Source organism: Marinobacterium rhizophilum (assembly GCF_024397915.1).
Taxonomy (GTDB): Bacteria; Pseudomonadota; Gammaproteobacteria; order Pseudomonadales; family Balneatricaceae; genus Marinobacterium_A; species Marinobacterium_A rhizophilum_A.
Genome location: NZ_CP073347.1, coordinates 73,691 through 89,389, shown reverse-complemented (window position 1 = coordinate 89,389; position 15,699 = coordinate 73,691). Strand labels below are relative to the sequence as shown.

Sequence of the window (15,699 nt, the reverse complement as noted above, 5' to 3'; positions counted from 1 at the left end):
CATTATTCCGGGTTGCATGGATGCACTTCCATTGGCCGAAGGCCACTGCGAGTCTTTGACCAAAAAATGCTCCTGCTTTTATTTGCACACAGTCCATCCATGGCCCTGAATATCCAGGGGGTTCGCAATATTCCGCCCGATTTTCAAGGGCGCCCCATGGACTAGGCACGGATGCCTATTCCATGGCCGGGCTAATAGCAAAGCCCTATGCTGTCTGTATCAATACAAAAAACGTGCCGAGTTTATAACCTGTTGGCTGGAAAAGACTTTTATAACAAGCACAGTGATTGCTGAAGAAAACTGTAAGGATGGAGTGACAGGGTGGTCGCTGTTTCCCCCCCGGGACGCGTCCATCGGGCCGCGCCCCAGGGGAAAATGGGAGGTAAATAACGGGAATGAGCCCTGGTTCCGACACCCAGGGTTGAGAGCCGCGCCCTTATTAACCCGGCGCCATTTTCAATCGTGCCAGACCTCAGTAACCACGCGGCCTCTGAGGCTGCTTGAGCATATGCAAATTTCCACCACCTCAATACCCGGAATCAGTTGTGCGGCGGTGCCGTATCCAGGGACCTCGAGGGCAGGTTCAGGCCGCGCAGCTTGTTGCGGTATTCGCGGGTGACTTCCCGGGCATCCGCCGTATCGGTGACGGCGGTGGGGGTGATCATGACCACCAGCTCGGTGCGCTGCGTGCTCTTGCCCCGGCTACCGAACGCCCAGCCGACCACCGGCAGGTGCCTCAGGTAGGGCACCCCTTCACCGCCGGTGTCGTTGTTTTCCTTGATCAGGCCGCCCAGTACCAGGGTTTCACCGCTTTGCACCGCCACGCTGGTATTGATCTGGCGTTGCGTGATGGTGGGAGAGTTGATGCCGGCAAAACTCGGGTCCGGGTTTACGTCGTTCACTTCCTGGGTAATATCCAGCACCACCATGCCGCCGGCATTGACCCGGGGCGTCACCTTCAGCAGCACGCCGGTATCACGGTACTGTATGGTGCTGGTGATATTGGCTCGCACTTCATCGTCCGGGGTAACGACGCCGCTGCTGGTGTTGGTGGTCGCGGATGTCTGGATCGGCACCTGGTCGCCCACCTTGATTTCGGCGGTATGGTTGTCCAGTACCATCAGCGTGGGTGACGACACCACCTTGAGGCGCGAGTCGGTGGCCAGCACATTCAGCAGTGCCCGGGTGCTGGAGCCGCTGATCACCTCGTAGCTGCCGCTGCCGATCACATCGGCTGCCGAGGGTATGGGGCTCTGCCCCAGGGTGCCGAAGCCTTTGGTACCGCTGCCCAGGTGGTTCTTGAAGAACCACTGCAGGCCATAGCGCAGCTCGTCTTCAAGGGACACCTCGACGATGGTGGCTTCCACCAGCACCTGCAGTGGCAATACATCGAGCTTTTGAATGGCCTTGTAGACCTTGTCGTAATCTCCGGGCGAGGACATGATCAGCAGTGCATTATTTTCCGCATCGGCAATGATGCTCACTTCTCCAACTTCGATACTGGCCGGGCTGGCGCTGGCTTCGGCCCGGGTGACGGTGCCGTCGGCATCGGCATCCGGTGCCGGCGTTGCAGCGACGACAGGCCGGCGTGCCGCCTCCGCCTCCCGGGCCTGACGGTTGCGCCGCTGGCCGTCGAACAGTTGCCCGAGCATCTCGGCCATGTTTTCGGCCCGACCGTTCTGCACGTAATAGACGTACATGCCCAGCCCCTGGGCACCTTCACTGCGATCCAGCCGGGTAATCCAGGTTTTTGCATCCGACAGGTATTTGCGCTGCGCCGTAATGACCAGCAGCGCATTGAGCCGCTCGATCGGCATAAAGCGCACCATGCCCGCCAGCGGGCCATCCGCCGCATCGCCAAAGATGGCCCCCAGTTCGTCCACCAGCACCTCGGCATCCACTGACTGCAGCCGGAACAGCCCGACCGACATCCCCTGCAGCTGATCGACATCAAAGGTTTTGATGGTGTCACGCAGGCTCACCAGCTCACCCTGGGTGCCGCCCAGCACCAGCAGGTTACGCCGCTCATCCGCCTCCATCATGCCCTGGCGCGGTTTCAGTGGTTCCAGTATCTTGAGCATTTCCTGGGCACCGATGTAGCGTAGCGGCACCACCAGTATCTGGTAGCCTCGATCCGCACTCAGGTTACCCCGCAGACTGATGGCACCGCCGTTGACGCCGTCGATCGGCACCACTTCATAAAAGCCGTTGCGATCAATCAGGGCGGCACCGTTCACCTGCAGCAGTTTTTCCAGTGTCGGCACCAGCGCATCACGGCTGATCGGACGGCTGGTCTGCATGTTGACGACCCCGCGCACCTGGTCATCCAGAATGTAATTGACCTGCAGGATATCCCCCAGCACCGTCTTCACGACCTCGCTGATCTCGGCCCCCTGAAAGTTGAAGGTGATATCCCCCTCCACCGGTGTGCCCCGGTCTTGCGTACCGATATCGAAGAACACGCCATTGCCGCCGTACAGCTCGGTGCGCGGTGCATCCGAACCCGGGGCCAGGCCTGCTTCGGCGGCAAAGCGCTCCGGTTGCGCCGGGTTTTCCCGCGCCTTCTGCGCCACCGCACTGGCGCCGCTGGGGTCCGCCGGACGCTCGGCCTGGGCACTGCGCCAGGGGCTGTCGAGGGCATCAGGGTTTTGCGTATCCTGCAGCGCACAGGCACTGAGAGCGAGACTACAGACCAGCAGCAGCGCGGTATTAATGACATTACTCATTCAGAGTCTCCTTCACGGATTCGGTATCCTGCTCGAGCTGACGCGAGGCTTCCTGGGTGCGCTCATCCAGTGGTGCAGCTTCGCCGTTCTCGCCCTCAATCGCAGGTTCAGGCACCGCCACCGGGGTGGTGTCCCTGGGCTCGAGCAGCTCCAGCGTCACCTGCTCATCCCCCGAGCCCATGACTACCGTTTCGAGATTTATTTCATCCAGCACCCAGCTTGCATCCAGCGGCATGCCGGCATTCAGCGTTAGCCGGCGCTCGCCGTTACGCTCCTGAAACAGGGCTCGCAGCTGTTCGCCAACGAGAATAATGCCGGTGAGTTTCCAGCTATCACGCAGCTCCTGGGCAGAGCTGCCGCTGGGTTCCCCGGCCTGGGGCCTGCGACTGGAGTGAAACAGCGGACGCTCCAGCATGTCGTCAAACTGGCTGCGCGGCGGAAACGGCGGCAGCGCCAGGGCGGCATTGCCGCCGGGCGCGGGCTGCGCTTCCCCGGCCTGATCGACCTCATCCTGGCTGGATTCCGCCTGCACCGCGGCTGGCGCCAGTTCGGCCCCTGGCGACTCCGATGCCGACTCGGCGACCGGCAGCCCGGCGTCAGGGTCATCGGCGGCCTGCAACGGCAAGGGTGCCAGCAGTAGCAACAACACCCGAGCGGCACCCTTGAGAGCGTTCCAGCGTCTGATCATGGTGTATCTTCCCGCGGCGCAAAACCGGTCAGGTCAAAGCGGATATCCAGCGCCGGCACCGACTGACCGGTCTCGACGCGGCGACCACCCCGGCGCACCACCCGGGTTTGCCGGCGCGGATTGGCCAATACCGTGACGTTCTCGGCAAACAGCGCGGGCTTGCCGGACTCCAGGCTGTAAAACAGGTTGACCAGGTCATCGAGTTCGCCGCGCATATGCACCTGAATGGCAATGGTTTGCAACGGCCCCGCCTCCCCGGAACTCAGAATCTGGGTACTGATCACCTGGCCACCACCGCGCCCAACCTGGCTGTGCAGGTACTGCTGCAAATGCGCCGCCGCCAGCGCCGGCTTGTTCTGGGGCAGGTACAGGTCGGCCACCGGCTCTGCGGCCTGCAAGGCGGCAAGTCGTGCCTCGTCATCGGCAAGCCCCGCGGCCAGGCGCTGATAGATTGACAACTGGTTCTGCAACGATTCGATACGCTCGCCATAGCCGAGATAGGTTCCCAGTACCGGCCTGACAATCAGGACCAGCAGCAGCAGCACAATGAACAGCAGCCCAACGGCCAGCAGGCGGCTGCGTTGCGAGCTCAGGCGGCTCATGGGGCCACCTCCGATGCGGACGCATCCGTCGGGCCGGATTCAAGGCGCGCCTCAATGCTGAAGCGTTCGCGACGGCTGCGCGGATTGATGGTCACCGGGGAGGTAAAATCCACCGCCATGAGGAGGTCGGAGGCTTCCAGCAACCCGATCAGCGAGGATGCGCTGCCCGATTCGCCCTGGATCCGCAGCACCGGGTCATTGAGTTCAAGACGACTCAGCCAGGTATTGTCCGGCAGCAGGCGTGTCAGCTCATCCAGGATAAAGAGCGCTGGTGTCTGGGCCGCTTTTTTGCGTCCCAAAAACTGCCGCCCTTCCACCAGGGCATCAATGTCGGCGCGCACCTGCTGCGCACGCTGCGCCTGGGCACGGGGCTGCTCCAGGGCGGCCTCCAGCCGAGCCACCTGCTGCGAGCGCTCATAGAGCGGAAAGCCTGCCAGCAGCGCTAGCAGCACCGCGGCCACCAGCAGCCGGTTGCGCAAGGAGCGCTGGCGTTCGTGCCCGGCACTGGAGCGCTGCTCGCGCGGCAACAGGTTGAGGGTCTGGCGTTCGTGGCCGGAAGCGGCCTGTGCTTCCAGCGGGAACACGGCGGTGGGCGCAATGCCAAAGGGCTGCAGTTGCTGCAGCAGGGTATCCAGACGCTGACGGGGCATCAGGTACAGATCCACCAGAATGCGTTGGTTTGCCGCATCGCGCCGGGCAACCCGGTACCCGAAATAGACATCGTCAGCACTAAAGGGGGTGTGGCGATCCATCTCAAACCCCAGTACCGAGTCAAGGCGCGACTCGGTGGCCGCCGGCAGGGACAGCACCTTGTGCAGCAGGTGGCGGGCATCCAGCTGCAACAGGGTATGCCCGGCGTCGCGCGCCATCTGCATCAGTTGCTCGCGCAGCTGTGGCGGCGGAACCGTTGCCAGCGGCAGACGGTAGGCTACTTCCTCGTCCTCCAGCACCACCAGCTGGGGGTTGTCCGGCTGTTCAATACGCAGCACCAGCGCCGCAGCACTGATGCGGCGGCGCCAGGCCGCGGGCATAAGCCCGCGCAATTCACCGCTCCACCAATACCAGAATCCGGATAGAGCCTGTAACAGCCCCTCCCGCCAACGGCGTGCTCCGGTTATGGTTGCGTTGATCACCGGTGTCTCCCTGGTTCAGGTGAAGATTATTTGTTGAGCCTAGTTCATATTCGCAAAAGCGGCAGGTCGACTGGCCGCGGCGATTAGCCTCCAGAGCGGGCTCCCGCAGCTCCTCTGTTACATGCCGGTCTCATCGAAAAGCGGCTCCATTTCATGCTGTACGCGGCTCAGGCCTCCCCGGGAAGAGCGGCCACGACGCTGAATCTGGGCGCTGAAACGCGCCCGCACCACGGGCCCGACCTGGGCCTCGGCCTGCACTGTATAGTTGATGCCGGCACGCTGCCCGGCAATGTACTGGGACGCCGGCAATGGAAACTCGGGGGGCTCCAGACCCTCTTCGTGGTTACGCCGGCGCTGCTCGATAAAGGCGTCGACGACGCCCTCATCCGCGCCCGACAAGGCCAGCAACGCCAGGCGCGGGGCAAACTGCGGGTTGATACCCGGCACCCCGTTCAGCACCGTGACGCTGCCCCTGACACGCCGGTACGTCTCCGCGCTCATGCCCAGCACCAGCTGCAGTTCCTCAACCTTGTCGAAGGGCGCATCCTTGGCCCCGTCCTCCCTGCCGGCCGCCAGATAATCATCATCCTCCGCGCCATTGAGCCTTCGCAGATCGTCGTCATCACGCCAATCCATGATCGCATCGGCCAGGGCATCGGCGCTGGCGCCATCGAGCCCGGCAGCAACGAAGAGCCCGCTCAGCAACTCGACCGGCGCCGCATTGAGGTCGATCTTGCCGCTCTCATCCTGCAATGCCACCCGTACCGAAATAGCATCCAGTTGCAGCACCTGAACGCTGCCATCGGCCAGCCACTGCTCGTCCGGCACCCGCTGCAGATTCCACAGGGCCCACTGCATGCCCGCTTCGCTGGCGTACTTGCCCTGGGTCGCCGCCACCAGGTTCTGCGCCAGCCGGGCATTGCTGCGACTGCCCTGGGACAGATTGGCCGCCAGCAGGGAGAGCAACACCAGCACCCAGAGCACGGCCACCAGCGCCAGGCCAGCCTGGCAGCTGGCCGCGCTACAACAGCGTTTTGCCGCCATAGCGGTACTCCGTTGGCGATACGGTGACCTCCGGCCAGAAGGCCACGGAGGCTTCGTTGGCCAGCCCGTCGACCCCCTCCGGCAGCGCGCGCAAACGCACCAGGTAGGGCAGCACCGATTCGTCCCTCCATTCATTGCGCCATTCGGGCTGATCGCTGTCATCGTAATAGAGGTACTCCAGCTCCAGCTGCGCAACCCCCCGCAGCAGTACCCGCTCCTGCGGCTCGACGATGGCGATCTGCTCGCCGTTAAGCCCCTCCCCGGTGGACTCCAGCGGCGCTCGCCAGTCGATCACCTCGCCCTCGGTATAGGGCCGGGTGGACATCACCAGCTGGCGGGGCCGGCCGTCGCCGGGGTCAACAACCCGCAACTGGCACCAGTACAGTTCCGCCAGGCCCCTGGGGGTTGGCAACTCGGTCACGAAGACAAGCTGCTGCGCATCGCCAAGCATGGCCACCGACAGGCGCGTTTCGATATCCCGCACCCGCAGCGGTTGGGCCTGTTCCAGCAGGCGGCGCACGAAGGTCTGTACCAGGTAGCTCTCGTGGGCCCGCTCCTGGTGACCTATAACCCGCTCCCAGCTGCCCGTGGCAATGCGAAAGGCGCCAAACACCAGCATTGCCACGAGCCCGGTCAGCAACAGGGCGATCAGCAGCTCCACCAGCGTAAACCCCTGGCAATGCCGGCAGCCCCGGTGCGCACGGGGACTCATTGTTCCACCACTAGGCGCAGGGTGGTCAGGCTGAGCTGCTGATTGCCATCCCAGTGCACCGTCACATCGATTTTATAGGGCACCTGCAGCGTATCGAGGGCGAGGTCCTGGTCCGGGAACTCGAAGCGCTCAATGCGCGAGGTCCAGTCGAAACGCTCGTCGATACGGCCCCCATCGGGGCCCGGGCGCAACTCGTTCAGCGCCGACAGCTCCGCCAGCCTGGACTCGGCCAGCAGCAGCGCCTGCTGGCGGGCGCTGGCACTGTCGGTGGTACGCATGGTCAGTGAAAAAATCTGCAGAATGACACCCAGGGACAGCGCCAGAATGACAAAGGCCACCAGCACTTCCAGCAAGGTGAAGCCGTGCTGCCGGCCGTATTCCTTACCGGGGTGGCGGGCCTGCAGCGGGCTAGTCACGAGGGATCTCCTGCGTCCCGCTGCCATCATCGATATGAACCCCGCCGGTCAGCCAGTCAACCTCGATCCGGTAACGCCCCGATGGGCCACTCAACAGCAGACTGCCACCACTGGAGCCACCATCGGGATAAAAGCGGATGCTGGGCGCCGGCGCCGATGCCCCCAGGTCCAGTGGCATCAGGATCTCATTACCCAGCGCCAGACCGCCTGCATCACTGAGGCTCAGCGAAAGGGTGTCAGGCAGCGGCACCGGCTCGTCACGGCCGCTCAAACGCAGGCCATGGGTCTGCCTGTCCAGGCTTAATGCAATCAGCCGGCTCTCGGCCATCGCCCGGCTGCGGGCATAGCGCAGCAGGGACGCGGTTTTCTGGGCCGTGCTCTTGAGCTCGACACCCGGCACCACGGCGGCAAAACGCGGCACCACCAGGCTGAGCATCAGGGTGGCCAGCACCAGCACCACCAGCAGCTCCAGCAAGGTAAAGCCGGCCTGGGCGGCGGCTTTCACGCCCGCCGCACCTTGAGGCTATTCCCAGCTACGCACATCCTGATTTTCCCCGTCACCGCCATCGCGGTTATCTGCCCCCAGCGAGTAGAGGTCGAACTCGCCATGCTGACCTGGAAAGACATAGACGTAGTCAAAGCCCCAGGGGTCCTTGCGCACCACGTTTTTCTTCAGGTAGGGTCCGTTCCAGTTCGGCGCGCCGGAAGGCTTCCTGATCAGTGCATCCAGCCCCTCTGCACCGGTGGGATAGCGGCCCACCTCGAGCCGGTAGAGGTCTAGCGCCGCACCCAGCTCCTCGATCTGCAAGGCCGCTGTTTTGGTTTTGGAGGTGCCCAGGTGCTTCAGTACCTGCGGCCCCACGAGGCTCGCCAGCAACCCTAGAATGACGAGTACCACCAGCAGTTCCAGCAGCGTAAAGCCCGCTGACCTGCGCCTGGCACGCATGGCACCTCTGATGTGGGTATGAATAGTCACGGTTAGGGTCCTCAGCGGTCACTCCCCCGGTCAGAGGGGCAATTCGTTAATCGACATTATCGCCACCAGGATCGACAGGATAATGCCGGCAATCATCAGCCCGAGCCCCACGATCAGCACAGGCTCCAGAATGGTCAGCATGCGCTGCAGCGCATTGGCCACTTCGCGGTCATACACATCGGCCACCTTGAGCAGCATGTCATCGAGCTGCCCGGTTTCTTCGCCGACCTGAATCATCTGCAGCGCCAGGGTCGGAAACACACCGGTGGCCTGCAGCGGCTCGGCCAGGCGGCGTCCCTCTTTCAGGCTGACCGCAGCCGTATCTGCGCCCTGCACCATCATGCGGTTGGACAGGGTTTCCCGCGCTATCTGCAGCGCATTCAGCAACGGCACGCCGCCGCGCACCAGCGTACCCAGGCTGCGACTGAAGCGGGCGGTATCGAGGCGTTGCAGCAGGCTGCCCAGCAGCGGCAGGCGCAACAACCAGGCATCCCAGCCCAGGCGCACCTCGGCATTGCGCAGGTGACGGCGAAACCAGAGCCCAAACAGGATCAGCAGCAACAGCACCCAGGGGCCGCCGTCACGCACCAGCTCGGCCACGCCGATTACAACCTGGGTCGACAGTGGCAGCGCCTTGCCCATGTCATCGAACAGTTGTTGAAACTGCGGAATCACGTAGGTCAGTATTACCAGCAGCGAGATCCCCGCCACGCACAGCAGAATCAGCGGGTACAGTAGCGCCGACAGGGTTTTTTCGCGCAATTCGCGGCTACGCTCCAGATAGAGCGCCAGATCACCCAGCCCGTCGGCGAGGCTGCCGGACATTTCGGCCGCATGCACCATGCTGATATAAAAGCGCGAAAAGCGACCGTCCTGCTCCTTCAGCACCGACGACAGCGACTGCCCCTTGCGCACGCCGTCCTGAATGCGCCCCAGCATATCCAGGGACTGGCCGTCACCGGCAACGCGGCGCATGATGTCCAGCGCCCGGTCAAGGGTGACACCGGCGCGCATCAGGGTGGCCAGGTCCAGGCTGAACTGCAGCACCTGGCGCTGCGAGGACGCCCCCAGCGTCAATTTCAGCTGCAACAGTGAGGCAAGACCGGCAGCGGCACCCGCCTCCTCCACCGAAATGGGGATCAGGCCGCCGCGCTGCAGCTGCTGTACCGCCAGCGCCTGATCGGCGGCCTCCAGTACACCGCTGCGTTCCTCGCCCTCCGCCGTGACTACCCGGTACTGAAACTGCGGCATGGCTCAGGACTCCTGGGTGACGCGAATCACTTCTTCAAGATTGGTAAGGCCCGCCAGCGCTTTCAGACAGCCATCCTCGTACAGAGTCCGCATCCCCGCCGCCCGGGCTGCCTGCAGGATGCTGCCCGAATCGGCATGCTGCAGCGCCAGCCGGCGGATTTCATCGTTCATTTGCAGCAGTTCGTGGATGACCAGGCGACCGTGAAAGCCCGTGCCCTGGCAATGCTCGCAACCGCCGGCCCGGTAAAGTTGCACCGGCCGCCCGCCGTTCAGGGCTTCAAGCTTCAGCTCCCGCGTGACTTCCGGCAGAGGCTCATAGGCCTCCTTGCAGTGACTGCACAGCAGTCGCACCAGGCGCTGGCCGACAACCGCATTCAGGGTCGAGGTCAGCAGATAGTCTTCGACCCCCATTTCCAGCAGGCGTGTCACGCTGCTGGCGGCATCATTGGTGTGCAGGGTCGACAGCACCAGGTGGCCGGTGAGGGCCGACTGAATGCAGATGCGCGCCGTTTCCAGGTCACGCATCTCGCCCACCATGATAACGTCCGGGTCCTGCCGGACGATGGAGCGCAGTGCGCTGGCAAAATTCAGGCCGATGGCCGATTTCACCTGGATCTGGTTGATCCCCTCGAGCTGGTACTCGACCGGGTCCTCCACCGTAATCAGCTTGCGCTCCGGCGTGTTCAGCCGGTGCATGGCCGTGTAGAGGGTGGTGGTCTTGCCGCTGCCGGTGGGGCCCGTCACCAGAATCATGCCATTGGGAATTTTCAGCAGTTGCTCCAGGTCCCGGCGGGTATCCTCGGAAAAACCCAGCTCGACAAAGTCCAGCGATACGCTTTCCCGGTTCAACAGGCGCAGCACCACGCTCTCGCCGTGCATGGTGGGGACGGTGGAAACACGAACGTCCAGGTCCTGTCCCTGCACCCGCAGCTCGATGCGGCCGTCCTGGGGCAGGCGCCGCTCGGCGATATTGAGCCGTGCCATGATCTTGATGCGTGAAATGACCGCCGGGGACATTTTCACCGGTGGCGCTTCGCCTTCCTTGAGTACGCCGTCGATACGAAAGCGCACCTTGAGGCTGTTTTCGAAGGGTTCGATATGGATATCCGACGCCCGCGCCTCGACCGCACGCTGGATAATCAAATTGACCAGGCGAATCACCGGGGCGCCGCTGGCCATGTCCATCAGCAGCTCGACACTCTCTTCGGCATCCTCGCTGGGCGCCACTTCGGACAGAATACCGCCCATCTGGCTCTGGCCCTCGCCATGCAGGCGCTCCAGCGCCGCGTCTATTTCCGAGCCCACTCCCACCACAACCCGGATACGCGCATCGACCGCCAGCGCCACCGCGTCCCGGGCAAAGCCATCCTGCGGACAGGCCATGGCCAGCACCAGGGCACCGTTCTCGTCGCGGCGCAGCGGAATCAGCTGCGCCTCCTTCATAAAACGGTAGGACAGGCCCGCGTCCAGCACCGCGACCTGCGGATAATCCGCCGCCAGGGCCAGCGGCAGTTGCAGCTGTTCGGCCAGGCTCGTCGCCATGTTGCGCTCGGACACCAGCCCCAGTTTGACCAGCAGGGTCGACAGCGGTGCGGCCTCCGGCTGGCTGGCACGCATGCGCTCGACGCGCTGCAAGTCCACCTCCGACAAGCGCCCGTCGTTCACCAGTGCCTGGCCCAGCACGCGATCATCCAGCTGCTCCATGGGCGATTCGGCAACATCCGACATGGGACCCTCCGTTCTTTGGATGCACTGCTCAGGACGTAGCGAGGCCCGCGATAACCTTGGCGGATGCGTTATCCAAACCTCAACGGGACGTAGCTCAACTATAGCCGAAGTAAAATTGCGCAAGGCCCGGTGAGGACGATGGCGTGACTCCCAGGCCTGTTCTAGCCTTTGCGTTGTAGCGCCCTCTCAGCCGGCCCGCCATTCGATGCAGGGCGACCCCAAACGCCAGGATCACTCATCATGTTGCTGCACCGCCCGCTTCGCGCCCCCATCGCCGCTGCCATCTTACTGGGCACCCTGGCGCTGGCCGGATGCCAAACCAGCGAGCCCCGGGTGCCCGGTCATGACACCGTGCTAACGAGCTGGGTCCAGGCGCCTGCCAGGCATACCTACGTGGTCGACTCCGTTGCCGATGCCGGGCCCGGCACCCTGCGCGCGGCCATCGCACAGGCCAATGCCTCCCCCGGTACCGACCAGATCGTCTTTCGCAGCGCCAGCGGACTCTTTCAGGAACCGCAGACGATAAAGCTGGCCAGCGCCTTGCCGGTCATTACCGACCACCTGTCGATTGATGGCTATATCGATGACATGCTGTGGAAACCCAGCGGCATCACCCTCGACGGACAGCAGCGCCATCGCATTCTGCAGGTGGCGCCAGGGGTGCACGCCAGGATTGCCCACCTGACCCTGCGTAACGGCAAAGCCAACACCGGCGGCGGGCTGCAGAACCACGGCTACAGCGTACTCAGCGCGGTCCTGTTGCGGGACAACAGTGCCGACACAACCGGTGGTGCCATCCACAATGCCGGTACCCTGCAGCTGATCAACAGCACGCTGTACAACAACAGTGCCGGCCAGCGCGGCGGGGCCCTGTACAACAATGCAGCACTGCGGATTACCCACGCGACCTTCGACCGGAACCGGTCTGCGCTGGGCGGCGCGCTCTACAGCGCCACCTTCGCCGTGCTGCAAAACAGCATACTGGCGCGCAGTCATGCGGCACAGGATTGCTACTCGGAAGCCGAACTGGACAGCCGGGCCAATATCATCCCGCTTGCCATCAACTGCGGCCGCGTCTTTACCACTGATGATCCCCTGCTGGGAGAACTGGGCGGCTACAACGGGCCGACCCACAGCATCCCGGTCAGCAGCCGCAGCCCGGCCTTCAACTGGGCCGACAACAGCGCTTCAACCGACGAAACCGGGCAGCCGCTGACCTGGGATCAGCGCGGCAACGGCGACCCGCGCTTTGCGCTGGGCATCGCCGATATTGGCGCCTTTGAAGTACAGCCCAGGGTACTGTTCGAAGTCGATACCCCGAGCGATGAGGACCTGCGCGGCTGCACCCGTGCAAAAAGTGACTGTTCCCTGCGCGGTGCCCTGCAGCTGCTGAATCACAGCGACCGCCACCAGCGCCTGGGATTCGACGCTGACGTTTTCAACGGTGGCGGCGAGATTCGCCTGCAAAGCCCGCTACCCGGCGTCATGAAAGATCTCAGGATTGATGCCGGTTGCGTCGGCCCTGTTTTGCTGACCGGCGCCTCGAAACTGTTGCACGCTGAGGGGGTAAAGCTGGAAGTCATCAATATCGAGAGTCGCTAGCGCCTGGCAATGGCCGTGCCGCGGGGCTTTGCCCTGCGTCCTCAACCGCTTCGTTTGCAGGGTGCGGTTAAGCGCAGCGAAGCCCATCGACCGACAACAGTGCCTCGACCAGTAGCTGCGCATCGGCCAGCGGCGCACTTTGCGCCGACACCAGCGGCAGATCCAGCACCTGCACACCCAACGCCTGCAGTGCGGGCACATCGATACCACCGTTGTAGCGGCCATTCCGGCTGTCTATCACCACGTAATTCAGCAACCGCGCCACCGGCACGGGCTCCTCGCAGTCAGCGCCCAGCACGTTCAGCAGCCGCTGCACGGCCTGCGTCAGGCTGATACCCTGTTGCTCCGGGTCGGTGCCCAGGCTCGGCACATAGACCTTGGGCGCCGCACTGGCCGCGATAGCCCGGCCGGCGCCACGGGGCAGCAGGTTGGCCAGCACGCTGGTGTAAAAGCTGCCGGGGGGGAAACAGATCAGCTCGGCGGCGGCGATCATGCGCTGACGCGATTCGGGCAGTACCGACTGCACCGGCTGCCACTCATCCGGCGCATGACTCAGGCTCAGCTGCTCGATCACGGCATCGCGTGCCACCAGGTCGAGCCCGGTAATCAGGTGTTCGCCAATGACCCTTGAACCATCATCCAGATGTGCCACCAGGTGGTAGTTGTCGTTGGTGACGGTATGCACCTCGCCCAGCACCTGGGCGTGGCGGGCAAACTCGGCAATGGCCGCATCCAGGTTCTTGGCATTGCGCAGATAGGTGCCGGCCAGCACCAAGTTACCAATACTGGCGCCGTGCAGATCAAAGTCATCCGCCATCGCCTCGCGGCAAGCCTCCAGCTGGATACAGATCAGCTCGCGGGTTTGCGCATCGATAACCGCGGCCAGCGGATGCGTACCGGCGATGATGCTGTCCAGCTCCGCCCGCAACTGCGCCGGGCTGTCCGTTTTAGACAGCCGGTGCGCGAACAGCCGCACGCCTTCGGGATGACCGGTCACCCGCTCGTCCGCCAGGGACATCAGTCGACTGCGCAGATCACCGATGGCCGGCATCGAGAACGCCTTGCGCAAAATGGCCGAGCTGCCACCCGAATCATAGGGTGTCACCAGATGCACGGAGTTGTGGGTAAAGTACTTGAGCGCACGACTGGTGCTGTCCAGCGCCGAACCACCGGTGAAGAACAGTAAAGCCGGGCCCGACGCAGGATCCCGTGCAAAGGCATCAAGGCGCCCTGGGTCCGGCGACCCGATGGACAGAAGAGGGTCGGTGGTACGGTTAACGCGTTTCCCTGAAAGCATTCGCGGCGCTGGCTCATAACGGCAAAAACAGCGCTCATTATTACCCATCCGGCACCGATGCCAAAGCGCAGAATTGGCTTTTTACAGGCCCTGACTCCGGAGCACGGCAAACAGCCGCAGGTGCCATACGACGGCGCCCGCCAGGCGCAGTTGTGCTTTTTCCGCAAGCGACGCCACGGCACTCTTGCCGTTCACCAATGCTTGGCACACCGCTTGCTTTGGCAACGGTTCACTCGCCGCATCGACAGCGCATGCAGCCACAAGAGGTCACTATGAGCGAGACAGTATTTCCCTGGTTCCAGCCCATCATCGAGGTTGCCAGCGGCAAGGTTGCGGGTTTCGAGGCACTGGCCAGACGCACAGGCGTATCGGGCACCATCGAGTCTGCCGGCGACATCTTCAGGGACCCGGCCCGCTCTGCGCGCGAGCGCCTCGACGTGGACCGCAGCGTGCGCTATCAGGCACTGCAGAAATTCAGCACGCTCGCGGGCACACAGTTTCTGAGCCTGAACCTGTCACCCGAATGGATCGACAACCTGCGCAACTCCGAAGACCAGCCCACCCTGTCGATGATCCGGGAACTGGGGCTCGATCCGAGCCGCCTGGTACTGGAGATCACCGAGCACAACGGCGAGACCGAACAGATCCAGCGCCAGGCCAACCGTTACCGTGGCGCCGGCATCGGCATCGCCTACGACGACTTCGGCACCGGTTTTCAGCAACTTGATCGCCTCCTGGCCTTTACGCCCGACCTTATCAAGCTGGACCTGCGCATGTTCCATAAGGGTGCATGCAGTGCCCATAAAGAGGCAATACTGCAGATGATCGGGCAGATGGGGGCTCAGCTGGGCAGCAAGATCGTCTGCGAAGGGGTTGAGACGGCCGAAGACTTTTACCTGGCACTGCAGTGCAATGCCAGCTACGTGCAGGGCTGTGCCTTTGCCAGAGCCCAGGAAGGCTTTGTCGTGGCGGACGCGACCCGGGTACGGGTACGCGAATTGCTCAAATGCCACCTGGATACCACGGTGGAGCACAGTATCCGGACTCAGTGGCAGGAAAAACGCCTGCACGGCAGCCTGCTGGCGCTGCGCGACCTGCTGGTCACCGGCGCAAGCGACACCGCCCTTGGCAACTATCACCCGGCCCCCGGTATCCAGCGTCTGTATATCTGCAACCGCGAAGGCGATCAGACCTCCCCCAATTACAGTTTCCAGGACGGCGCCTGGCAGGCCGACAGCAGCGTGATCGGCAACAACTGGAGCTGGCGTCCCTACTTTTACCAGCTAATCGGCGCCAGCGACTACCAGCGCCGCATCCTGCGCTCAGCGCCCTACCTCGATATCGGCACCGGTCAGCGCTGCGTCACCCTGAGCCTGGCACTGGACAACAATCGCGTCCTGCTGGTCGACGTCAACGCGCCCGAACGCCTGAGTGACCATTGCCACAGTGAGCTGATGCCACGGCTGAACGGCGCCGCCTGAGCCGGCCTGCTGCTCGGCACCGCCGGGTCCAGCGGACCAGTGC

14 protein-coding genes are annotated in these 15,699 nt (G+C 63.5%); 2 read left to right on the top strand and 12 right to left on the bottom strand.

Annotated elements, in window-relative coordinates; translation table 11 throughout:
• Window positions 1-539: 539 nt before the first annotated feature.
• The 11 genes from gspD to gspE all read right to left on the bottom strand — a co-directional run bounded on the left by gspD (window position 540) and on the right by gspE (window position 11,276).
• A complete protein-coding gene (gene gspD / locus KDW95_RS00395) occupies window positions 540-2,726 on the bottom strand; it encodes a type II secretion system secretin GspD (protein ID WP_255854247.1) in 2,187 nt (728 codons plus the stop codon).
• Window positions 2,719-3,414: a hypothetical protein gene (locus KDW95_RS00390; protein WP_255854246.1), complete on the bottom strand. Its 696-nt coding sequence runs from the start codon at window positions 3,412-3,414 to the stop codon at window positions 2,719-2,721. Before KDW95_RS00390 ends, gspD begins: the two co-directional genes overlap by 8 nt.
• The gene (gene gspM, locus KDW95_RS00385) at window positions 3,411-4,016 is read right to left on the bottom strand and encodes a type II secretion system protein GspM (RefSeq protein ID WP_255854245.1); all 606 of its coding nucleotides are present in this window, start codon (window positions 4,014-4,016) and stop codon (window positions 3,411-3,413) included. The genes KDW95_RS00390 and gspM overlap by 4 nt, the downstream gene beginning before the upstream one ends.
• The gene (locus tag KDW95_RS00380) at window positions 4,013-5,059 is read right to left on the bottom strand and encodes a PilN domain-containing protein (RefSeq protein ID WP_255854244.1); all 1,047 of its coding nucleotides are present in this window, start codon (window positions 5,057-5,059) and stop codon (window positions 4,013-4,015) included. Before KDW95_RS00380 ends, gspM begins: the two co-directional genes overlap by 4 nt.
• A 207-nt stretch (window positions 5,060-5,266) precedes the next feature.
• On the bottom strand, window positions 5,267-6,193 hold the full coding sequence (locus KDW95_RS00375) for a general secretion pathway protein GspK (protein ID WP_255854243.1): 927 nt from the start codon (window positions 6,191-6,193) through the stop codon (window positions 5,267-5,269).
• On the bottom strand, window positions 6,171-6,905 hold the full coding sequence (locus KDW95_RS00370) for a prepilin-type N-terminal cleavage/methylation domain-containing protein (protein WP_255854242.1): 735 nt from the start codon (window positions 6,903-6,905) through the stop codon (window positions 6,171-6,173). The genes KDW95_RS00375 and KDW95_RS00370 overlap by 23 nt, the downstream gene beginning before the upstream one ends.
• Window positions 6,902-7,321, bottom strand: a complete 420-nt coding sequence (locus KDW95_RS00365) for a type IV pilus modification PilV family protein (protein WP_255854241.1) — start codon at window positions 7,319-7,321, stop codon at window positions 6,902-6,904. Before KDW95_RS00365 ends, KDW95_RS00370 begins: the two co-directional genes overlap by 4 nt.
• Window positions 7,314-7,826: a GspH/FimT family pseudopilin gene (locus KDW95_RS00360; protein ID WP_255854240.1), complete on the bottom strand. Its 513-nt coding sequence runs from the start codon at window positions 7,824-7,826 to the stop codon at window positions 7,314-7,316. Before KDW95_RS00360 ends, KDW95_RS00365 begins: the two co-directional genes overlap by 8 nt.
• Window positions 7,827-7,844: 18 nt before the next feature.
• Window positions 7,845-8,297, bottom strand: a complete 453-nt coding sequence (gspG, locus tag KDW95_RS00355; RefSeq protein ID WP_255854239.1) for a type II secretion system major pseudopilin GspG — start codon at window positions 8,295-8,297, stop codon at window positions 7,845-7,847.
• 30 nt (window positions 8,298-8,327) lie between these two features.
• Window positions 8,328-9,548: a type II secretion system F family protein gene (locus tag KDW95_RS00350; protein ID WP_255854238.1), complete on the bottom strand. Its 1,221-nt coding sequence runs from the start codon at window positions 9,546-9,548 to the stop codon at window positions 8,328-8,330.
• Between the two features lie 3 nt (window positions 9,549-9,551).
• Entirely contained in the window at window positions 9,552-11,276 is a 1,725-nt protein-coding gene (gene gspE / locus KDW95_RS00345) for a type II secretion system ATPase GspE (RefSeq protein ID WP_255854237.1), read from the bottom strand.
• A 240-nt stretch (window positions 11,277-11,516) separates the two neighbouring features.
• On the opposite strand from gspE, the gene KDW95_RS00340 reads away from it, so the two are divergent.
• Window positions 11,517-12,878, top strand: coding sequence for a choice-of-anchor Q domain-containing protein (locus tag KDW95_RS00340; protein WP_255854236.1), 1,362 nt, complete (start codon window positions 11,517-11,519; stop codon window positions 12,876-12,878).
• A 67-nt stretch (window positions 12,879-12,945) separates the two neighbouring features.
• On the opposite strand, the gene KDW95_RS00335 is transcribed toward KDW95_RS00340, so the two are convergent.
• The gene (locus KDW95_RS00335) at window positions 12,946-14,175 is read right to left on the bottom strand and encodes a GAK system CofD-like protein (RefSeq protein ID WP_255854235.1); all 1,230 of its coding nucleotides are present in this window, start codon (window positions 14,173-14,175) and stop codon (window positions 12,946-12,948) included.
• A 272-nt stretch (window positions 14,176-14,447) separates the two neighbouring features.
• Here KDW95_RS00335 and KDW95_RS00330 point away from each other — a divergent pair, with 272 nt between their 5' ends.
• Complete coding sequence (locus tag KDW95_RS00330; protein ID WP_255854234.1) at window positions 14,448-15,656, top strand: EAL domain-containing protein; 1,209 nt, start codon at window positions 14,448-14,450, stop codon at window positions 15,654-15,656.
• Window positions 15,657-15,699 lie beyond the last annotated feature (43 nt).